We start from the raw sequence: 22,030 nt of genomic DNA on the forward strand, positions 1-22,030 counted from the left end.
GAGGCGCTCAGCCGGGAGCGCCTTCGCCAAACCTGTCCGACAGTCGGACAGGTTCGTGCCGCCTGGGGCCCAGGCCGCCCCGTCCCGGCAACCAACGAGGACGGTGGACCCGCGCGTCCATGTCAGACCCCTCTGGTTGGATGGGCGAAGGTAGGGCGAGGAGGAGGACGGTGATGGTGAGGGTGGGACTCGTGGCGTACGTGGAGGAGCAACTCGAGCGAGAGATTTCTCTCGGGAGGCTGCCGAGGAACGGCCAGATTGGCTCGGAGCAGGTGCTGGCGCGTCGCTATGGGGTGAGCCGGAGCACCGTGCGAGAGGCGCTGCGGCGGCTGGCGGCGCGGGGACTGGTGGTGCAGCACCCCGGGCGTGTGACGCGTGCGGTGGCGCTGGATGAGTCACTGACGCTGGAGAACCTGGGCCTGGCGCTGCATGACGAGCGCTCCGAGGAGTGCCGGCGGCTCCTGGAGGGCTTCTTCAGCCTCAAGCGGCAGGTGCTGGTGGAACTCCTGGCGGACTGCTGTGCGAGTGCCTCCGAGCGGGACGTGAGCCTGCTGGAGGACGCCTGCTACAGGCTCTCGGACGCGGCGCACTGGAACCCCGGGGCGCGGTGCGCGCAGTTGGAATTCGAGTTGCTGCGACTGGCGGCCCAGGCGGCGTCACGTCCAGGGCACCTGCTCCTCATTCAGTCATTGCAACGGGCCCTGAGAGGCAACGCGGCCCGGCTGCTGTCCTTCATGGGCGGCGAATCCCTGCGCCAGTGGGCCCTGTGCGCGATGCATGCCCTGAGCGAGCGCGACGCGCAGGCACTTCAGCACCAGCTGCCTACGCTGATGAAGGCGTGCGATGAGCGCGTGCTGGACGCCTTCGCCCCCGTCCCCCAGGAGCATGCGTCTCCTGCGGAGCACCGCGCCCAGGAGGGCCTCCTCGGTGCCCCCACGCCAGCCCTCCAGCAGGACGAGGCGCTGGAGTCTCACTCTTGCACCGAGGAGCGTGGCCTCGGCCTCCTCGCGCGCACCGCTGAAGAAACCCAGGCACTTGGGGTTGCTCCTTGGCCCCATGCGCAGGCCCTCCCCGTGGAGCCGGACCGCGAGGTACCGCGTCTTCCAACCACCATGGGAGTCACCTCCAACGAGCCCGGGGGAGCGTGCGCTGGAGAAGGTGGGTCAGGCGCGTCCTTGGGCAACCCATCCGACTGTCGGACAGGTTGGGACGGTTCGTCGATGGAGGATGGCTTCCAGTCCGAGGCTTCATCCACGGGCCTCCGTGGACAAAACAACGGAGTGGAGTTCAAGGAGCGCGGACCGCTGCACGGCCCCCAGGGCCCCGTGGGCCGGTGGGCTGCGCGCCTCTGGCGCTTCATTGCCCATTTCCTGGGGCCCCCTGCTTCGTGAGCGGCGACAGCCCTTCGCGTCCACGGGTGTCCATGAAGCCGTCGTACGTCCTCCGTGAGGGAGAGCGCCCGTGGCGATTGCCTCGGACGCATCCGCCCGAGCCAGGCTGCCGCGCCGGATTTGGCAACGAACTTCTGGCCACCTCTTTAAAGTCCACGCCATGGACACCGTGCCCCTCATCGACGTCCGAGCCCTTGTCGACGCCTCGTCGAGCCCCCAGGCCCGCAGGGAGGTCGCCGCCCGCATGGGCGCGGCATGCCGCCACACCGGCTTCTTCTATGTCGTGGGCCATGGCGTGGACGCTGGGCTCCAGTCCCGGCTGGAAGCGCTGGCGCGGGACTTCTTCGCGCGGCCGGAGGAGGAGAAGCAGCGGGTGCGCATGGCGCTCGGGGGCAGGGCGTGGCGGGGCTTCTTCCCGGTGGGCGGGGAGCTCACGTCAGGCCGGCCGGACCGCAAGGAGGGGCTGTACTTCGGCACGGAGCTGCCGCTCACGGATCCGCGCGTGCGCGCCGGCACGCCGCTGCACGGACCGAACCTGTTCCCCCATGCGCCGGAGGCACTGGGCGGCGCGGTGCTGGAGTACATGGCGGCGCTGACGTCGCTGGGGCACGCGCTGATGTCCGGCATCGCGCTCAGCCTGGACCTGGAGGCGGACTTCTTCGCCACGCGGTACATGGCGGATCCGACGGTGCTGTTCCGCATCTTCAACTACCCGCCGGGCCCGGAGGTGGACGCGGACGGGCTGCCGGTGTGGGGCGTTGGAGAGCACACCGACTACGGCGTGCTCACCATCCTCAAGCAGGACGACGCGGGCGGGCTCCAGGTGAAGACGCGCCAGGACGGACTCACGCGCTGGGTGGACGCGCCGCCGGTGGAGGACGCGTTCGTGTGCAACATCGGCGACATGCTCGACCGGATGACGCGCGGCGTGTACCGCTCCACGCCGCACCGGGTGCTCAACCGCGCGGGCCGCGACCGGCTGTCGCTGCCGTTCTTCTTCGACCCGGACTGGACGGCGGAGGTGCGCGCCATCGACTCGCCCGCGCTGAAGGACGCGGGGGCGGACGACCACGCGGAGCGCTGGGACCGCCAGAGCGTGCACGCCTTCCGGGGCACGTACGGGGAGTATCTGCTCGGCAAGGTGGGGAAGGTGTTCCCCGACCTGCGCGCGGAAGTGCTGTAGCGCCCGCTCAGGAGTGCCGCGGCCGCCGGTCCTCGGCGGCGCCCTGCAGGGACCGCGGCGCGGTCTCCGTGGCGGCCAGGTGCGGCGGCCCCGGGTTCTGCATGGCCAGCACCAGGCACTCCCGCAGGCGCTGGCGCGCGCGGAACAGCAGGATGCGGACGTTCTCCGGCGACACCTCCAGCAGCGTGGAGACCTCCTCGCCCGGACACTCGTCCAGCAGCCGGAGGCGGATGACCGCCTGCTGCATCTGCGACAGCTGCTCGACACAGCGCACCAGGCTCACCCGCGCCTCCGCCTCCGCCACCAGCGTGTCCGCGGAAGGCAGGTCGGCGGCCACTTCGGGCAGGTCGAACTCGGTCGGCAGCGCCCGGCGCGCCAGCTTGCGCCGCTGGTTCAGCGCGGCGTGGGTCACCAGCGTGGACAGCAGGCGCTCCACCTCGCTGGAGCGGACGGACAGCGTCGCGGCCTCCGGCATCCGCAGGAACGTGACGAAGGCGTCCTGGACGCAGTCGAGCGCGTCCTCGGGCGGCAGTCCCCGGCGCCTCGCGATCGTCACCAGGCGCGCGCGGTGCTGGTGGACGAGCAGGGTGATCCAGGAGAGGAACGCGGCGCGCTCGGTGTCGGAGTCCGGGGGGATGTCATCAGGCATGGCTGCGCCATCCTAACCCCCTTCGGCGAAGGCCGCCGAAGGGGGAAGGTGGATGACGCAGGATGCCACGCGTCGCCGGCTAATCCGGGCGATGCGCCCCACGCGCGAGCGCGGTCATCAGCTCCTTCTCATTGAAGCCCAGCGGCGGGAGGGCGGACTGCCTCCCGTAGACGACCTCCCGGGAGGGGGCCAGCAGCACGGTGCCGCTCGGCTGAAGCTTGCCCCAGAGCCGAGGCTCCAGGCCCGCTTCCGCGTGCGACCCCGTGGCGCTGGTGAGCACCGGCACCGGCAGCCCCAGCCACGTCGCCAGCTCCCGCGCCTCTTCAGGCCCATCCGGGACGACCGAGATGATCTTCGCCCGGTTCGCCGTGATGTCGCCCTGGCGCTTCGCCAGCGTCTTCAAGTGGTTGCGGCACACCGGACAGGCGGCGTTGCGGAGGAAGAACACCACCGCCGCCTCGCCGCCCATGGCCTCGCCCAGCCGCGTGGGCCTGCCCGTGCCGTCCCGCAGCTCCAGGTCTGGAAAGCGGGCCCCGGGCTCGAAGGTCGCTGTCACGCGTGGATTCCGTCAATGACCGCGGAAGGCACCAGGTCCACGGGCGGGATGTCGATCTCCGTCTGGGCCAGGTGGTTGAGGTAGTTGCCGAAGGTGGTGGCGACGACCTGCGCCAGGATCTCCACCACGTCGCCGTCGCTCCAGCCCGCGGCACGCACCGCCGCCAGCTCCGCGTCCGTCACCGCGCCGCGACGCGCGGCGATCTGCCGGGAGAACTGGAGCGCCGCCTCCACCTTGGCATCCGGCGCCTTGCCGGAGCGCGCCTGGTCCAGCTCCTGGTCGGACAGGCCCGTCTTGCGGCCCAGCTGCGTGTGGTGCGACACGCAGTAGCGGCAGCCCTGCGCGTTGCCCACGGCGAGTGCGATCTGCTCCCGGATGCGCGGCGTCAGCTGCCCCTGGCCCAGCGTCCCGTGCAGCGCGAAGAACGCGCTCATCGCCGCGGGCGAATTGGCCAGCACCCGGACCGGCGGAGGCAGGTTGGCGCCCAGCTTCTCCTTGATGGGTTTGAGCGTGGCGTGTGAAGCGTCGACAAGGTTCAGACGGGACATTGAGAACTCCTGAGGCCGCATGATTGCGGCTTGCCAGTCATTAAGGTCGCGACCCCTGGCCGGCGTTACGCCGGACCTGCAGAATCTTCCTGATGATTCACAAGCTGCCGGATTTGTTGGGGATTTAAATGGCATTAATCATACAGAAAATCCCAATAAATGCCGCCCGGCGTCCGCAAGGGAAAATTGAGAGGGATGTGATTCTTTGTTGAAACGCATTTCTCGCGGTGGCATTGTCAATTGAATCCAACATTCCATTTGGGGAGGGTGAATCTTGGGGCGATTGAGGATTCATACGATTGAGAGCGCTCCGGAGCAGTCCCGTCCGGTGCTGGCCGCGGTGGAGAAGGCCGCGGGTTTCCGTTCGAACCTGCTGGGGCTCATCGCGGAGTCGCCCAGCGCGACGCAGGGCTTCGCGCAGATGGGGCCGCTGCTGGCCCAGTCCTCCCTGGGCGCCGTGGAGCGCGAGGTGGTCATCATGACCATCGGCTGGGAGAACGACTGTTCCTACTGCATGGCCTTCCACAGCTACTTGTGTCGCAAGCTCCAGGTCCCGGATGCGCTCGTGGCCGCGCTCCGGGCGGGGACGCCGCTGCCGGATCCGCGGCTGGCGGTGCTCGCGGAGTTCACCCGCACGGTGGTCCGTGAGAAGGGGTACGTGGGAGACGACCTCTGGAGCCGGTTCACGGCCCAGGGCTTCACGAGCGCCAACGCGCTCGACGTCCTCCTGGCCCTCTCCCAGCAGGTGCTGGTGAACTACGCGAACCACCTGGGCGGCGTGGAGCTGGAGCCGGCGCTGAAGGAATTCGCGTGGACCCGCCCGTCCGGGGCGGCGGCGCGCCAGGCGTAGTGCTCGGGGGCCCTGGGGCTGGCCCCCAGGGCTTCCTCCCAGACATCCGATGTTTCGCTCCCAGGCCCTTCCGCGCTGGCGCGCGAGTCCGCGTTCGCGGTGACGGTCGTGTCGTGTCTTGAGTCACTTCAGGCGCAGGCAGGGTCTGCCCTGCGCTGATGTGGAAACCAGGCCCTTGGGGAAGGGCTGTCAGGGGGAACTGCCTTGGGTGCGCCGACGAACTCTGCTCCTGTGACGGAAGCGTCCGTGCTGTCCGCGATCAGGCTCCACCTGCTGGAGGCGTTGGCGCGCCGCAACGGCCTGTCGCCGGAGCAGATCGACGCGCGCCGGCCCTTCAGCCACTACGGGCTCGACTCGCTGGGAGCGGTGGCGCTCGGCCGGGCCTTGTCGGAGCTGGCGGGACGGGAAGTCTCTCCCACGGTCTTCTGGCGTCACTCCAGCGTGGACGCGCTCCTGCGGCACCTGGCCACGGGGGACGCGGACGCCACGGCCGCCGTGGGGGCCGCCGGGCCTTCCGTGGCCCGCGACGAGCCCATCGCGGTGGTGGGCATGGCCTGCCGCCTTCCCGGCGCGCCGGACCTCACCGCGTTCTGGGAACTGCTGCGCACCGGGCGCGACGCGGTGTCGGAGGTCCCCGCCGGGCGCTGGACGGATGGGCGCCTGCAGCAGGCGGATGCCGGCGGAGGCAGCGCGCCGGTGCCGCGCCGCGCCGGGTTCCTGCAGGACATCGCGGGGTTTGATCCGCTGTTCTTCGGCATCTCCCCGCGCGAGGCGGCGGAGATGGATCCGCAGCAGCGCCTGTTCCTGGAGCTGGCGTGGGAGGCGCTCGAGGACGCGGGCATCGTCCCCCGGGAGCTGCACGCGACGGCGACGGGCGTGTTCGTCGGCGCCATCTGGCGGGACTACGCGGAGCTGGGCGGCGCGGAGCCGGGGCGCATCACGCCGCACACGGCCACCGGACAGGCGCTCAACATGATCGCCAACCGGCTGTCGTACGTGCTGGGCCTCCAGGGGCCCAGCCTCGTCATCGACACGGCGTGCTCGTCGTCGCTGGTGGCGGTCCACCTGGCCTGCCAGAGCCTGTGGGCGGGGGAGAGCACCACCGCCATCGTCGGCGGCGTCAGCGTGATGGCCTCGCCGCACACGATGGTGGCGCTGTCCCGCTTCGGCGGCCTGTCGCCGGACGGCGTGTGCAAGGCGTTCGACGCGAGCGCGGACGGCTTCGGCCGCGGGGAGGGCGGGGGCGTGGTGGTCCTCAAGCCGCTCTCCGCCGCGCTCGCCGCGGGCGACACCATCCGCTGCGTCATCCGCGCGACGGGCAGCAACAACGACGGGCCGAGCAACGGCCTCACGGCGCCCAACCCGGAGGCCCAGGAGAAGCTGCTGCGGCAGGTCCACGCGCGCTCGGGCGTGGCGCCGGGCGCGGTGGGCTACGTGGAGACGCACGGCACGGGGACGGCGCTGGGAGACCCCATCGAAGCGGGGGCGCTCGGGGCCGTGTTCGCGAAGGCGCGCGGAGAGGGCCCGCCGCTGGTCATCGGCTCGGTGAAGACCAACATCGGCCACCTGGAGGGGGCCGCGGGCATCGCCGGCTTCCTCAAGGCCTGCCTGTGCGTCGAGCAGCGCACGGTGGTGCCCAGCCTCCACTTCACGCGGCCCAACCCGCTCATCCCCTTCGAGGCGCTGCGCCTGGAGGTCTCGCGGGAGACACGCGCATGGCCGGTGCCGGACGGCCCGGCGGTGGCGGGCGTCAGCGCGTTCGGCTGGGGAGGCACCAACGCCCACGTCGTGCTCCAGGAGGCCCCTCCGTCGCGGCTCTCCTGGGTGGGGCTGGCGGCGTCCGGAGCCGAGGGCCTGAAGGCCGAGGCCCGCCGCGCGCTCGACGCCCTGCGGACCGGGATGCCGCTCGACGCGCTCCACGCGGCGCTGGCGCCGGAGGCCTCCGGCCCGGAGCGGCTCACCGTGTGCGTGCGCACCCGGGGGGAGCTGGAGGCGCGCCTGCGCGATTTCCTGGACGGCGCGGCGGGGACGGTGACGCTGGGGACGGCGTCCGGCCGGCCTCCGAAGGTGGCCTTCGTCTGCGCGCCGCAGGGCGGCCAGTGGGTGGGCATGGGCCGGCGCATGCTGCTCACGGAGGACGCCTTCCGCGCGGCCTTCGAGCGCGTGGACGCGGCCCTGGCGGTCCACTCCGGCCAGTCGCTCCGGGAGGAGCTGTTCAAGGCGGAGGGCGTCGCCCGCTACGACGACGTGGACGTGGTGCAGCCGCTGCTCTTCGCGTTCCAGGTGGCCCTGGCGGAGCAGTGGCGCGCCTGGGGCATCACCCCGGACGTCGTCGTGGGGCACAGCCTGGGGGAGATCGCCGCCGCGCACATCGCGGGCATCCTCGACCTGGAGGAGGCGGCGCTCGTCATCCACCACTACAGCCGCCTGCAGAAGCTGCTGGCGGACCGCGGCGGCATGGCGGTGGTCAACCTGCCGCCCGAGGCGCTGACGGGGCTGCTGGAGGCCACGGGTGGGGCGGTGGTGCTGGCCGGCCACAACGGCCCCCGGTCCACCGTGCTGTCGGGCGACCCGGCCGCGCTGGACGCGCTGCTCGCGGAGCTCAAGCGCCGCAAGGAGCTGTGCGCGCGGATCCGCGTGAACGTCGCCGCGCACAGCCCGCAGATCGACGAGATCCTCCCGGAGCTGGAGACGGTGCTCGCCGGGCTCCGTCCGAAGCCCGCGCGCCTGCCGATGATCTCCACCGCCCTGCGGCGGCGGATGGAGGGGCCGGAGGTGGACGGGCGCTACTTCGGCCAGAACCTGCGCACGCCGGTCTGGCTTGCCCCGGTGCTCGCGTCGCTGGTGGCGGACGGCGTGGACGCGCTGGTGGAGCTCAGCCCGCACCCCGTGCTGGTGGGCGCCCTGCAGCAGGCCGCCGAGGGCCGGCAGCCGCCCCCTGTCGTCCTGCCGTCCACCACGCGGGACGAGGACGAGCGGCTGGCCCTCTACGAGGCGCGCGCCACGCTGTTCCGCCTGGGATGCGCGGGGGCGGCGCCCCTCGCCGCCCGCGACGCGCTGGTGCCGCTGTCCGCCCACACCCCGCAGGCGCTCCGGGAGCTGGCGGCGCGCGTGGCCGGGACGCTTCGCCAGGCGCCGTGGACGCAGGCGGAGGACGTCGCCGCCACGGCCGCGCTGCGCCGCACGCACCACGCGGAGCGGCTGGCGGTGGTCGCGCGGAGTGGGGAAGACCTGGTCCAGGCGCTGGACGCGTACGCCCGGGGCGAGCCCCATGAGCGGCTGGTGACCCCGGCGCTCGCGAAGGCGCCCTCGGTGGTGTTCGTCTTCCCGGGGCAGGGCTCGCAGTGGCACGGGATGGCGCGGCAACTGCTGCGCGAGGAGCCGGCCTTCCGCGCGGAGCTGGGGCGGTGCGACGCCGCCATCCACGCGCTCACCGGCTGGTCCGTGCTGGAGGAGCTGGAGGCGTCCGAGTCCGCGTCCCGGATGGCCCGGGTGGACGTGGTGCAGCCGGTGCTCTTCGCCGTGGAGGCGGCGCTGGCCGCGCTCTGGCGCTCCTGGGGCGTGCAGCCGAAGGCGGTCATCGGCCACAGCATGGGCGAGGTCGCGGCGGCGTATGTCGCGGGCGCGCTGAACCTGGCGGACGCCGCGCGGATCATCTGCCGCCGCAGCCAGCTGCTGCGCCGGGTGAGCGGGCAGGGCGCCATGCTCGCCGCGGAGCTCACGCTGGACGAGGCCCGCGAGGTCCTGCGCGGCCACGAGGCGCAGGTCGCCGTGGCCGTGAGCAACAGCTCCCGCTCCACCGTGCTGTCGGGCCAGCCGCAGGCGCTGGAGGTCATCTCCCAGGCGCTCCAGGCCCGCGGCGTCTTCTGGCGCTGGGTCAAGGTGGATGTCGCCTCCCACAGCCCGCAGATGGACGCGCTGAAGGGCGAGCTGCTGGAGGTGCTGTCGGGCGTCCAGCCGGCGCCCGCGGCGGTGCCCATCCACTCCACGGTCCTGGACGCGGTGACGGACGGCCGCGACTTCGACGCGGGCTACTGGGTGCGCAACCTGCGCGACCCCGTCCTCTTCGCCTCGGCGGTCCGGCGCGCGCGCGAGGCGGGACACGACGTCTTCATCGAGATGAGCCCGCATCCCATCCTGCTGCCCGCCGTCGAGCAGGAGCTGGCCGACGTGGGCCAGCCGGGCGAGGTGCTGCCGTCGCTGCGGCGCAACGAGTCCGAGCGCGAGACGCTGCTGCGCTCCGTGGCGGCGCTCTACACGCGGGGGCTGGAGCCCGGCTGGAGCGCCCTCACCCGCGCGGGCCGCCCCGGCGTCCCCCTGCCCACCTACCCGTGGCAGCGCGAGCGCTTCTGGCTGGAGCCGGCGTCCGGGGTCCGTGCGCCCGTCGCTGTCAGCCGTCCGAGCGGCGAGGGGCTCCTGGGCAGCCACTTCCCGTCCGCCGTGGAGCCGCGGCTGCACCACTGGCAGGCCGAGTGGGGCGCGGACGTGTCCGGCTTCCTCGCCGACCACCGCGTTGCCGGCGACGCCGTGGTCCCCGGCGCCGTCTTCCTGTCCATGGCCCTGCGCGCCGCGAAGGAGGCGCTGGGGACCGCGCCCGTGGCGCTGAGGGACATCGCCTTCCCGCAGCCGCTGGTGCTGGGCTCCGGGCCCGCGCCGCGCGTGCAGACCGTGCTCTCCGTGCGCGACGCGCAGCGCGAGCTCCAGGTGTTCTCCCAGGGCGAGGGCCGCACGTGGGTGCCCCACGCGCGGGCCCTGGTGGACGCGGGGCCGGCGGCGGCGGCGGGCCGGGAGCGGGCGCAGGAGGCGCTGGCGCTCCGGGACTCGCTGCGCGGCTCCGCGGCGATGCTCCTGGACTCCGTGCGGTACTACGAGCTGCTGGCGGGCTGCGGGCTGGAGTACCGCGCCGCCTTCCGTGGCGTGGACTGCGTCTGGTCCCGCGAGGCGCAGGCGCTGGGGCGCGTCCTTGCGCCCGCGGCGTCCGTGGACCCGGAGCTGGCCCAGGTGGCCTGCGTCGACTCCGCGCTCCAGCTCTCCATCGCCACGCTGCCGCCCAGCCTCGTGTTCCGGGGACGGCAGCTCATCAGCGTCGGGGTGGACGGGTTCGCGCTCCACCGCCTCCCGGAGGGGGCCTTCCATGTCCACGCGCGGCGCCGTCCGGGCGGCGAGGGCCCGGTGTTCCTGGTGGACGTGGTGGCCTTCACCGACGCGGGCGAGCCCCTGTTCCACGTCGACGGGCTGAAGGTCCGCGTGCTCGACGTGGCGCGCCCCGCGGTCCCCCGGAGCGACGAGACCCGCCCGGCCGCGCCTGCGTCCCGGACGCTGTTCGACGAGCTGGGCGCGCTGGAGCCCTCGCGGCGGCGGCAGCGTGCCGAGGACGAGCTGCGGCAGGTGGTGGCCACGGTGCTCAAGCTGGCCCCGGCGCGGGTCCCCGTGGATCAGCCGCTGCGCACGCTGGGCATGGACTCCGTCATGTCGCTGGAGCTGCGCAACCGCATCGAGGCGCGCACCGGCATCCGGCTGTCCGCCACCGCGCTCTGGAACCACCCCACGGTGGAGGCGCTGACGGGGTTCGTCCTCAGCCAGGCCCCGTCCGCGCCGGCGCCGGCGCCGGTGCCCGCGGCCCGACCCGCACCGGCGCGCGCCGTCCCGCCCGCGCCCGTGTCCGTCGCACCCGCCGTGCCCGCCGACGTGTCACTGCCTTCCGACCTGGAGCTCGAGCGGCTGTTGGAGGCCGAGATCGCCCAGGTCCACCAGCTCATCAAGGAGTCCTGACCATGACGGCCCCGCTGCCCACCGCGAATGATCCCACGCTGCTCAAGCGCAGCCTCGACGCGCTGAAGGACCTCCGGGCCCGGTTCGAGGCCCTGGAGTCCCGGGGCCGGGAGCCCATCGCCATCATCGGCCTGGGATGCCGCATCCCGGGGGGAGGGGAGACCCCGGAGTCCCTCTGGAAGATGCTGCGCGGCAAGGTGGACGCCGTCAGCGAGGTGCCCGCGGACCGCTGGGACCTGTCGCGCTACTACGACCCGGACGTGGCCGCGCCGGGGCGGATGCACATGCGCTACGGCGCGTTCCTGGACGCGCCCGACCGCTTCGACCCGTACTTCTTCGGCATCTCGCCCCGTGAAGCGGAGCAGATGGATCCGCAGCAGCGCCTCTTCCTGGAGGTGGCGTGGCACGCGCTGGAGGACGCGGGCCTGAGCGCGAAGGCGCTCGCGGGCACGGACACCGGCGTCTTCGTGGGCGCCAACGGGAACGACTACCTCCAGCTCCAGCTCTCCGAGCCGCAGGTGCTGGGCACGTACTCGCTGGTGGGCGGCACGAACTGCATCATCCCCAACCGGCTCTCGTACCTGCTGGACCTGCGCGGGCCGAGCATGGCCTTCGACACGGCCTGCTCGTCGTCGCTCGTGGCGGTCCACCAGGCCTGCCAGAGCCTGCGCCACGGGGAGAGCTCCACCGCCATCGTGGGCGGGCTCAACCTGCTCCTGTCGCCCGTGGTGTCGGTGGCGCACTCCAAGGGCCTGCCACTGGCGCCGGATGGGCGCTGCAAGACGTTCGACGCGCGCGCGGATGGCTACGTCCGCGGCGAGGGCTGCGGCGTCGTGGTGCTCAAGCGCCTGTCGGACGCGCTCGCGGCCGGGGACCCGGTGTGGGCCGTCATCCATGGCTCGGCCGTCAACCAGGACGGGCTCAGCAACGGCCTCACGGCCCCCAACGGCGGGGCCCAGCGCGCCGTCATCCGCAAGGCGCTGGAGCGCGCGCGGCTCACCGGCGCGGAGGTGGGGCTCATCGAGGCGCACGGGACGGGCACCTCGCTGGGCGACCCCATCGAGGTGGAGGCCCTCTCCGAAATCTACGGCGCCGCGGAGGGCGAGCGGCGGCCCTGCGCGCTCGGCTCCATCAAGACGAACATCGGGCACCTGGAGGCGGGCGCCGGCATCGTCGGCATCCTCAAGGTCGCGCTGTCGCTCAAGCACGGCGTCATCCCGGCGAACCTGCACTTCCAGGCGCTCAACCCGCACATCTCGCTGGACGGCACGCGCCTCTACGTGCCCACGGAGTCCACGCCGTGGACGGACCCCGCGGAGCGCCGGTACGGCGCGGTCAGCTCGTTCGGCGCGGGTGGCACCAACGCGCACGTCGTGCTGGGCACCCTGGAGTCCGCGCGGCCCGAGGCCGCCGCGCTGCCTTCCGTGTCTGGCTCGGAGCGCGCGCACCTGCTGGTGCTGTCCGCCCGTAGCCGCAAGGCGCTCTCGAACGTGGCCCGGCGGCTGACGGACCACCTGACGAGCGGCCCCGGTCAGCATGAGTCGCTGGAGGATGTCTGCGCCACGGCCGCGCTGCGCAGGACGCACCACGACCACCGGGTGGGGCTCGTGGTCCGCTCCCGCGAGGAGGCCGTGCAGCAGCTGCGCGCGCTCCAGCAGGGCGTCCTGCCCCCGGGGGCGTATCCGGGCACGGCCGGAAGGCCGGGGCGTCCGGTGTTCCTCTTCCCCTCGGAGCCCCGGTTGTCCGGGGCAAGGCTCGCGGCGCTGGGCCGCGACTGTCCGGTGTTCGCCCAGGCCCTGGAGCGCTGTCGCGGCGCGCTCCAGCCGGGGCAGGGCGCGGATGGGGTGGGGGAGCACTTCGCCGTGCAGGTGGCGCTCGCCGAGCTGTGGCGCTCGTGGGGCGTGGAGCCGGGCGCGGTGCTCGGGCAGGGGGTGGGGGAGATCGCCGCGGCCCACGTCGCGGGCGCGCTGTCGCTGGAGGACGCCGCGCGCGTCGCCCGCGAGTGCGCGGCCCTGCTGGCGAAGGGGGACGCGGCCGCCGGAGCGCTGAGCGCGGCGCTGGCGGGGCTCACGCCGCGGCCCACGGTGGTGCCCCTCTACTCGGCGGAGGGGACGGTGCTGGACGGAGAGTCGCTGGGCGCCGGGGCCTGGGCGCGGTGCCTGCGCCGGCCCGCGCCGGTGGGGCCGGGCATCGAGGAAGCGCTGCACGCGGGCCACCTGCTCTTCGTGGAGCTGGGCGTGGAGCCGGTGCTCGCCGCGCCGGTGGCGGAAGCCGCCGCGCGCCAGGAGCTGACGGACGTGCTGGCGGTGTCCAGCCTCAGCGGGAGCCAGGACGCGCTGGGCGCCCTGCTGACGTCCGCGGCGGCGCTCCACGCGGCGGGGCTGGGCCTGCGGCTGGAGCGGCTGCTGGCGCCCCACGGGCACTTCCTCCGCCTGCCCACCTATCCCTTCGAGCGCGAGTCCTTCTGGTTCAAGGAGCGGCCCGTCACGATGCTCGCGTCGGTGCGCTCCACCAGTATGGAGCTGCCCCGCGCGGCGGTGCGTGACACGCCGCCCGAACCCGCCCGGCACCCCGCTGAAGTCCGCGCCCCGGCTTCGGCGCAGCTGGTCGGCTGGGTGGCGCTGCCGGAGCGCGAGCGGGCCGCGAAGCTGCGGAGCCTGGTGCACGCGGAGGTGGCGCGCATCCTGAAGTTCGACGCCGCCCGGCTCGACCCCAAGGGTGGCTTCTTCCAGATGGGCATGGACTCCGTGATGGCCGGACAGCTGCGCAACCGGCTGGAGCAGCAGCTGGGACGCAAGTTCGCCGTCACCGTCATCTTCGAGAACCCCACCGTGGAGCGGCTGTCCCGGCAGCTGGGGACGTTCCTCACGCCGCCGCCGGCGCCTTCCACTTCGCAGCGCGAGGCACCTCCCCCCCCCAGAGGCCAGAGCCAGGAGACCGGAGGCGGCACCGACAGCATCGCCGACCTCCTGGCCCGCGAGCTCGAAGAGACCTCCTCCATCTCCAGCAAGGACCACCTGTCATGAGCAACCCGCCGGTTTCCACCGAAGCGTCCAACCGCGACGAACTGCTCCAGCGTGCCCTGGAGCGCATCCGTGAGTTCCGCGGGAAGCTCGACGCCGTCGAGTCCCAGCGCTCCGAGCCCATCGCCGTGGTGGGCATGTCCTGCCGCCTGCCGGGCGGCAACGACGACCCCGCCTCGCTGTGGCGCTTCCTGCGCTCCGGGGGGGACGGCATCCGCGCGTTCCCGGCCGAGCGCGGCGCCGCGGCGACCCCGGAGGGACAGCCCTTCAAGGGCGGGTTCCTGGCGCAGGTCGACCGGTTCGACGCGGGCGTGTTCGGCATCTCCCCGCGCGAGGCCGCGACGTTGGATCCCCAGCAGCGCCTGTTCCTGGAGGTGAGCTGGGAGGCCCTGGAGAACGCCGCGCAGCCCTTCGACAGGCTCGAGGGGAGCCTGGCCGGCGTGTTCGTGGGCATCACCAACTACGACTACTGCCAGAAGCTGATGCAGGAGACGCCCATCGATCAGCTGGACGCCTACTGCCTCACCAGCAACGCGTCCACGTTCGCGGCCGGGCGGCTGTCGTACTGGCTGGGCCTGCGCGGTCCCAGCCTGTCCGTGGACACGGCCTGTTCATCTTCCGCCGTCGCCCTGCACCAGGCATGTCAAAGCTTGCGCGCGGGAGAGTGTTCGCTAGCACTGGCGGGCGGCGTCAACGTGCTGCTGTCGCCGGAGTGGTTCGTGGTGCTGTCGCGCGCGGGCATGCTGTCGCCGGACGGCTACTGCAAGACGTTCGACCGGAACGCCAACGGCTACACCCGGGGCGAGGGCTGTGTCGTCTTCGTGCTCAAGCGCCTGTCGGACGCGGTGGCGGCGAAGGACCACATCCACGCGCTCATCCGCGGCTCGTGCGTCAACCAGGACGGCCGCAGCGGCGGCCTCACGGTGCCCAACCCCGCCGCCCAGCAGGACGTCATCCGCGGCGCGCTCAAGGCCGCGCGCGTGGGGGCGGACCGCGTCAGCTACGTGGAGACGCACGGCACGGGGACGCCGCTCGGCGACCCGATAGAGGTCCGCGCGCTGGGCGCGGCGCTGGGCGAGGGACGGGCCGAGGGGGACCGCATCCACATCGGGTCCATCAAGGCCAACATCGGGCACCTGGAGCCGGCGGCGGGCGCCGCGGGCCTCATGAAGGTCATCCTCGCGCTGCAGAACGAGGAGCTGCCGCCCCAGGTGCAGTTCCGGGAGCTGAACCCCGAAATCGACCTGGAGGCGCTGCCGGTGGCCATCTCCACCCGGCCGGAGGCGTGGCCGCGCGCCGAGCGTCCGCGCATCGCGGGGGTGAGCTCCTTCGGCGCGAGCGGGACCAACGCCCACCTGGTGGTGGAGGAGGCCCCGGCCGTGGTGCGCCCGGCGCGGGCCTTCGAGCCCGGCACGCAGCTCTTCACCCTGTCCGCGCGCAGCCCCGCGGTGCTGGCGCGGCTGGCGGGGCGGCACGCGTCGCACCTGGCGACCCATCGCGACCTGCTGCTGGAGGACGTGTGCTTCAGCGTGAACACCGGCCGGGCCCGGTTCCAGGAGCGCGTGGCGCTGCCCGCGGACGACCTGGAGTCGCTCCAGCACGCGCTGTCCGCCATCGCGGCGGGGGAGCTGCCCGCGGGGGCGTCCCTGGGACGCGCGCAGGTGGGGCAGATGCCGAAGGTGGCCTTCCTCTTCACCGGCCAGGGCAGCCAGTTCCCGGGCATGGCGGTGGAACTGCACGCCTCGCAGCCGGTGTTCCGGCAGGCGCTGGACCGCTGCGCGGAGGCGCTGAAGTCCCACTGGGACGTGCCGCTGCTCACGCTCTTGCGCGGCGAGGGCTTCACGGCGGGCCTGCTGGATCAGACCCGCTACACCCAGGCCGCGCTCTTCTCCGTGGAGTACGCGCTCGCCATGCTCTGGCGCAGCTGGGGCGTCGTCCCCGCCGCGGTGCTGGGGCACAGCGTGGGTGAGTACGTCGCGGCCTGCGTCGCGGGCGTCTTCGAGCCCGAGGCGGCCGTGGCGCTGCTCGCCGTGCGCGGCGCGCTCATGCAGGCGCTGCCGGAGGCGGGCGCGATGGCGTCCGTCTTCGCCAGCGAGGCCCAGGTGCGCTCCGCGCTGGAGGGCAGGGCCGACCGCGTGTCCGTGGCCGCGGTGAACGCGCCGGACAACACCGTCATCTCCGGCCAGGCGGACGCCGTGGAGCAGGTGCTCCAGGTGCTGACGGCGCAGGGCCACAAGCACAAGCGCATGAACGTCTCGCAGGCGTTCCACTCGCCGCTGTTGGATCCGATGCTGGACGCGCTGGAGCAGGCCGCGTCCGGGCTCACGTTCCAGGAGCCGTCCATCCCGCTCATCTCCAACCTGACCGGCCGGCCCGTGGACGCCGGCACGCTGGGGCCGCGCTACCTGCGCGAGCACGCCCGCGAGGCCGTGCGCTTCCAGGCCAGCATGGAGTGGCTGTTCGAGAACGGCTTCGACACCTTCGTGGAGGTCGGCCCCGCGCCCCACCTCATCGGCATGGTGAAGCGCTACGCGCCCGCGGGGGACCGCGCCTTCCTGCCCTCGATGCGCAAGGGGCTGGCCCCCCAGCGCTCCATGCTGGAGAGCGCGGGCGCCCTGTATACGCGCGGCGCCGACCTGGACTGGGACGGCCTGCACGCGGGCCTGGAGCCGCGCCGGGTCCCGCTGCCGACGTACACCTTCGACCGGAAGCGGTACTGGTACGCCGCTCCCGCGCCCGGTGCGGCGGTCCGCTCGCAGGTCTCCGTGCAGGAGGAGGCCGCTTCAACGACGCTGCTGGGCCACCGGCTGCCGTCGCCGCTGCCCGCGGCCCAGTTCCGCGTGCGGTACGACGCGGCCCAGCACCCGTGTCTGGCGGACTGCCGGATGGGCGGGATGCGGGTGGTGAACGTGGGCGTCTTCCTGGAGGCGGCGCTCCAGTCCTGGCACGCGCTGACGCCAGGGGGCGGAGCCTGCCGCGTGGAGGGCCTGTCGGTCCGGCGCGGGCTCCTCATGGACGACGACGAGACGCGCGTCGCGCACCTGGTGGTGGAGCCGCCGGACGCGAAGGGGGAGCGGAGCTTCGCGCTCCACAGCCTGCCGCCGGGCGCTTCGGAGGACTCCAGCGCTTGGTCGGTGCACGTGGAGGGGCGGCTCGCGGAGGCCCAGGAGGAGAAGGGCCTGGAGTCCGCGGACGCCATCCTCGCGAGATGCGGGCAGACGCTGGACGGCGCGGAGTTCTACGCGCGCATGGAGAAGCGCCAGCTGGTGCTCGGGCACTCGGCGCGCTGGATTGAACAGGTCCGCTTCCGCGAGGGCGAGGCGCTCGCGACGATGCGGGCGCCCGACGCGAAGGAGGCGGAGGGCTACCGCGTCCACCCGGGCCTGGTGGACGCGCTCTTCCAGGCGGTCTTCGCGTGCCTGCCGGGCGACGTGCCCGAGGACGCCATCTACATGATCGTCGAGGTCGCGCGCTTCGTCGTCGGTCCCGCCACGCCGGCGGCCGCGACCCGGGCGCACGTGCGGCTGCGGCCCTGGAAGGACGGGGACACGACGATTGTCGCGGACGTGGACGTGGCGGACGCGCAGGGCCGCGTCTTCCTGCGCGCGGAAGGGGCGCTGCTCAAGCGCACGACGGTCCAGGCGCTCCAGAAGGTGACGCGCGCGGAGGCCACGCCGTCGGTGGGCGCCGCCCGTCCCGCGGCGTCGGGCCTGCGGGACGTGCTCGCGCGCCTGCAGGTGGCGGAGCGCACGCCCCGGCTGGTCGAGTGGCTGCGCGGACAGGTCGCCGTCATCCTCCGCGCCTCCGCTTCGGACGTGGACGTGGACGCGCCGCTGGCGCACGCGGGCTTCGACTCGCTGATGGCGCTGGAGCTCAAGAGCGCGGTCGCCAACGAGCTGAACGTGGCGCTGTCGCTCGGCGGGCTCCTGGCGGGCGCGAGCCTCAAGGCCCTGTGCACGGAGATCCTCGGACAGCTCTCGCTGGAGGCCCCTCCCGCGAGCGGCGCGGTGGAGCTGGCGCGGGCCGCGAGCGCGGAGCCGGCCCCGGTGGAGGTGCTCACCCATGACGGGGAAGGGCGCCACGAGCCCTTCGGCATGACGGACCTCCAGCAGGCGTACCTGCTGGGCCGCACCCGCTCCTTCGAGCTGGGCGGCGTGTCCACGTACTTCTTCCTGGAGGTGGACCTGCTGGGCGTGGACCTGGAGCGGCTGGGCTCGAGCCTGGACGTCATCATCCAGCGCCACGACATGCTGCGCGCGGTGGTGACGCCGGACGGCCAGCAGCGCGTGCTGCCCACGGTGCCCCCGTTCGTCATCCGCACGGTGGACCTGCGGGGCCAGGACGCCTCCCAGGTCGAGCGCGCGCTCGCGGCCCTGCGTCAGGAGATGGCCACCCAGGTCTTCCAGACGGACCGCTTCCCGCTGTTCGACGTCCGGGCCACGCGGCTGGACGGCGAGCGCACGCGGCTGCACCTGGGCTTCGACGCCCTGGTGGTGGACGCGTGGAGCACGTCGCTGCTCTTCAAGGAATGGTCCGCCGTGTACCGCGAGGGTGCCGGGGCGCTGCGTCCCATCGACATCACCTTCCGCGACTACGTCCTGGGCGTGCAGGCGCTGGAGTCAGGCCCCGCGTACGCCGCCGCGGAGAAGTACTGGCTGGAGCGCGTCCCCAAGCTGCCGCCCGCGCCGGAGCTGCCCCTGGCCCGCCACCCGGGCACGCTGGAGCTGCCGCGCTTCACGCACCGCTCGTTCCGGCTGCCCAAGGCGCAGTGGGCGCGCTTCAAGGAGCTGGCGCGCGAGGCGGGCGTCACGCCCTCCATGGTGATGTGCTCGGCCTACGCGGAGGTGCTGGCCACCTGGGGCCGCAGCCGCGCCTTCACGCTCAACGTGCTGTTCTTCAACCGCGTGCCGCTGCACCCGCACGTGGACCGGGTGCTCGGCAACTTCAGCGCCACCACGCTGCTGGAGGTGCGGGTGGAGCGCGCGGAGTCCATCGCCGCGCGGGCGCAGCGGCTCCAGCAGCAGCTGTGGAACGACCTGGACCAGGCGTCGTTCAGCGGCGTGCGCGTCCTGCGCGAGCTCAACCGGCGCGACGGCGACATGCGGCGCGCCCGCATGCCCGTCGTCTACGCGAGCACCATCAACTTCCACTCGCGCGAAGGTGACGCCGCTCCGGCCGGCCTGGCCCAGCACCTGCTCACCATGGGCACGGGCGGCGAGGAGATCCACAGCAGCATCCGCACGCCCCAGGTGTTCCTGGACCACCAGGTGGTGGAGGACGGCGGTGGACTCGTCCTCAACTGGGACGTGGTGGAGGAGCTGTTCCCGGCGGGGATGATCGACGCCATGTTCGAGGCCTACTCGGGCCTGGTGACGCGGCTGGCCGCGGAGCCGTCCGCCTGGAGTGAGCGCACGCGCTTGCTGGTGCCTCCGGAGCAGCTGGAAGCCCGCCGGCTGGCCAACGCGACGGCCGCGCCCGTGGCGCAGGGCCTGATGCACGAGCCGTTCGTGCGGGCCGCGGCGCTCCAGCCGGACCGGCTCGCGGTCATCACCTCGCGCCGCACGCTCACCTACGGCGAACTGGACGCAGCCTCCAACCGCGTCGCGCGGTGGCTGCGCGACCAGGGGGCGAAGCCCAACGCGCTCGTGGCCCTGGTGATGGAGAAGGGCTGGGAGCAGGTCGTCGCCGCGCTGGGCGTCCTCAAGTCCGGCGCCGCGTACGTGCCCATCGACGCGCACCTGCCTCCGGCGCGCCTGCGCTACCTCCTGGAGAACACGGGGGCGAAGCAGGTGCTCACCCAGTCCTGGCTCAAGCTGGACCTGGCGGGCGTGGACTCTGACGCGGTGCTGGCCATCGACGGACCGGAGGCGCAGCGCCCCGCCGCGGACGCGCTGCCGAGCGTGCAGCGTCCGGAGGACCTGGCCTACGTCATCTACACGTCCGGCTCCACGGGCCACCCCAAGGGCGTGATGATTGAGCACCGGTCCGCGCTCAACACGCTGCTGGACGTCAACACGCGCTACGGCGTCGACGCGGACAGCCGGGGCTTCGCGCTGTCGGCGATGAACTTCGACCTCTCCGTGTGGGACGTCTTCGGCCTCCTGGCCGCGGGCGGCGCGCTGGTCATCCCGGAGCCCGGTGAGCTGCGCGAGCCCGGCCGCTGGCTCCAGCTGGTGCGCGAGCACCGCGTGACGGTGTGGAACAGCGTGCCCGCGCTGATGGAGATGATGACCGACCACCTGGCGGGCCTGGGCGAGACGTGGCCCCAGCTCAAGACGGTGATGATGAGCGGCGACTGGATTCCGGTGTCGCTGCCGGAGCGCATCCGCGCCGTGGCGCCGAACGCCGCCGTCTACAGCATGGGCGGCGCCACCGAGGCGGCCATCTGGTCCATCGTCTACCCCATTGGCGACGTGGACCCGGCCTGGCCCAGCATCCCCTACGGCAAGGCGATGCTGAACCAGCAGATGCTGGTGCTCGACGACGCGCTGATGCCTTGTCCCACCTGGGTGCCGGGGCAGATCTTCATCGGCGGCGTGGGCGTCGCGCGCGGCTACTGGAAGGACGAGGAGAAGACCCGCGCCAGCTTCATCCGCCACCCGCTGACGGGCGAGCGGCTGTACCGCACGGGCGACCTGGGCCGCTGCCTGCCCTCCGGCGACATCGAGTTCCTGGGCCGCGAGGACTTCCAGGTCAAGGTGCAGGGCTTCCGCATCGAGCTGGGGGAGATTGAGAACGCGCTGCTCCAGCACCCGGGCGTGCGCGCCGCCGTCGCGTCCGCGGTGGGTGAGAAGCGGGGCAACAAGCGGCTCGTCGCCTACGTGGTGCTGGACGCGGAGGCGCCCCCGGCGCTGGACGCCCTGCGCGAGGCGCTGCGCACGAAGCTGCCGGAGTACATGGTGCCGCAGACCTTCGTGACGCTGGACTCGCTGCCGCTCAGCGCGAACGGGAAGGTGGACCGCGGCGCGCTGCCGGCCCTGGAGGGCACGCAGCCGCAGAAGCAGACCGGCGTCCGGGTGCCGCCGCGCACCGGGCTGGAGAAGACGCTGGCCGGCCTCTGGGAAGGCCTGCTGCCGGGCCCGGTGGGCGTCCACGACAACTTCTTCGAGGTGGGCGGCAACTCGCTGCTCGCGGTGCGGCTGATGGCGCGGCTGCGCCAGGAGCTGGGCCGGGAGCTGCCGCTGGCGACCCTCTTCGAGATGCCCACCATCGCGCTGCTCGCCGCGTCCCTGGAGGGACCGGAAGCGCCCCGGCGCGAGGGGCGGGGCGCACTGGTGCCCATCCAGCCGTCGGGCACGCGGCCGCCGCTCTTCCTCGTGCACCCCGTGGGAGGCAGCGTCCTCTGCTACGCGGAGCTGGCGCGGAAGCTGGGGCCGGATCAGCCCGTCTTCGGGCTCCAGGTGCCGCCCGGCGCGCCGCCCCGGTCCATCGAGGCCATGGCCGCGGCGTACCTGGAGGCGCTGCGCGACGTGCAGCCTCGCGGCCCGTACCACCTGGGCGGCTGGTCCATGGGCGGCGTCGTCGCCTACGAGATGGCACGCCAGCTCCAGGCGGCGGGAGACACCGTCTCCACGCTCGCGCTCATCGACGTGCTCGTCCCGCCGGCGGGGCAGGGTGGGGACGCCATGGACGAGGCGGCGCTGATGGCGCGCTTCGCCGAGGACCTGGGCGCCCTGTCGGCCCGGCGCGTCTCGGTGGATGCCGGCGCGCTGCGGGACCTGCCCGCGGAGGCCGTGCTGGAGCGCGTGGTGGAGGACCTGCGGGCGCAGGAGGCCATCGCCCCGGAGCTCGACCGCGCGACGCTGGGGGCGCACGCGGAGGTGTTCAAGGCGAACATGCGCGCCCTCACCGCGTACCAGGCCCGGCCCTACGCCGGCCGCGTGTGGTTCTGCCGGGGCGCGCAGCCTGGAGGCGCCTCGCGGCAGAACGCGGAGGCGTGGCTGCGGCTCACCTCGGGCGGCCAGCTCGTGGAGCTGGAAGGCAACCACTACACCCTGTTCAGCCACGGGCTCGACGCGCTCGTGGGCTCGCTGTCGTCCGCCCTGCGCGCTTGAGCCG

At 73.2% G+C, this 22,030-nt stretch carries 9 protein-coding genes; 6 read left to right on the top strand and 3 right to left on the bottom strand.

Annotated features, from left to right (window positions below; all coding sequences use genetic code 11):
* Positions 1-173 precede the first annotated feature (173 nt).
* The gene (locus NR792_RS05055; RefSeq protein WP_375758927.1) at positions 174-1,391 is read left to right on the top strand and encodes a FadR/GntR family transcriptional regulator; all 1,218 of its coding nucleotides are present in this window, start codon (positions 174-176) and stop codon (positions 1,389-1,391) included.
* 160 nt (positions 1,392-1,551) lie between these two features.
* Positions 1,552-2,574, top strand: a complete 1,023-nt coding sequence (locus NR792_RS05060; protein ID WP_375758928.1) for an isopenicillin N synthase family dioxygenase — start codon at positions 1,552-1,554, stop codon at positions 2,572-2,574.
* Positions 2,575-2,581: 7 nt separating this feature from the next.
* Here the strand turns inward: NR792_RS05060 and NR792_RS05065 are convergent, their stop codons facing one another.
* The 3 genes from NR792_RS05065 to NR792_RS05075 form a co-directional block, all read right to left on the bottom strand.
* On the bottom strand, positions 2,582-3,223 hold the full coding sequence (locus NR792_RS05065; protein WP_375758929.1) for an RNA polymerase sigma factor: 642 nt from the start codon (positions 3,221-3,223) through the stop codon (positions 2,582-2,584).
* Between the two features lie 79 nt (positions 3,224-3,302).
* Entirely contained in the window at positions 3,303-3,779 is a 477-nt protein-coding gene (locus NR792_RS05070) for a redoxin domain-containing protein (protein WP_375758930.1), read from the bottom strand.
* Positions 3,776-4,327 (bottom strand): carboxymuconolactone decarboxylase family protein, encoded by a 552-nt coding sequence (locus NR792_RS05075; protein WP_171420429.1) that lies wholly within the window; start codon positions 4,325-4,327, stop codon positions 3,776-3,778. The genes NR792_RS05070 and NR792_RS05075 overlap by 4 nt, the downstream gene beginning before the upstream one ends.
* 283 nt (positions 4,328-4,610) lie before the next feature.
* Here NR792_RS05075 and NR792_RS05080 point away from each other — a divergent pair, with 283 nt between their 5' ends.
* From NR792_RS05080 to NR792_RS05095, 4 genes are all read left to right on the top strand, one after another.
* Positions 4,611-5,177, top strand: coding sequence for a carboxymuconolactone decarboxylase family protein (locus NR792_RS05080; protein WP_375758931.1), 567 nt, complete (start codon positions 4,611-4,613; stop codon positions 5,175-5,177).
* 246 nt (positions 5,178-5,423) lie between these two features.
* Positions 5,424-10,949: an acyltransferase domain-containing protein gene (locus tag NR792_RS05085; protein WP_375758932.1), complete on the top strand. Its 5,526-nt coding sequence runs from the start codon at positions 5,424-5,426 to the stop codon at positions 10,947-10,949.
* Positions 10,950-10,951: 2 nt separating this feature from the next.
* Positions 10,952-13,975 carry a type I polyketide synthase gene (locus tag NR792_RS05090; RefSeq protein WP_375758933.1) on the top strand — a complete coding sequence of 1,008 codons (3,024 nt, stop codon included), beginning with the start codon at positions 10,952-10,954 and terminating at the stop codon, positions 13,973-13,975.
* Positions 13,972-22,026, top strand: a complete 8,055-nt coding sequence (locus NR792_RS05095; RefSeq protein ID WP_375758934.1) for an amino acid adenylation domain-containing protein — start codon at positions 13,972-13,974, stop codon at positions 22,024-22,026. The genes NR792_RS05090 and NR792_RS05095 overlap by 4 nt, the downstream gene beginning before the upstream one ends.
* Positions 22,027-22,030: the final 4 nt, after the last annotated feature.

The sequence above is a fragment of the Corallococcus exercitus genome (genome assembly GCF_042231735.1).
GTDB lineage: Bacteria > Myxococcota > Myxococcia > Myxococcales > Myxococcaceae > Corallococcus > Corallococcus exercitus_B.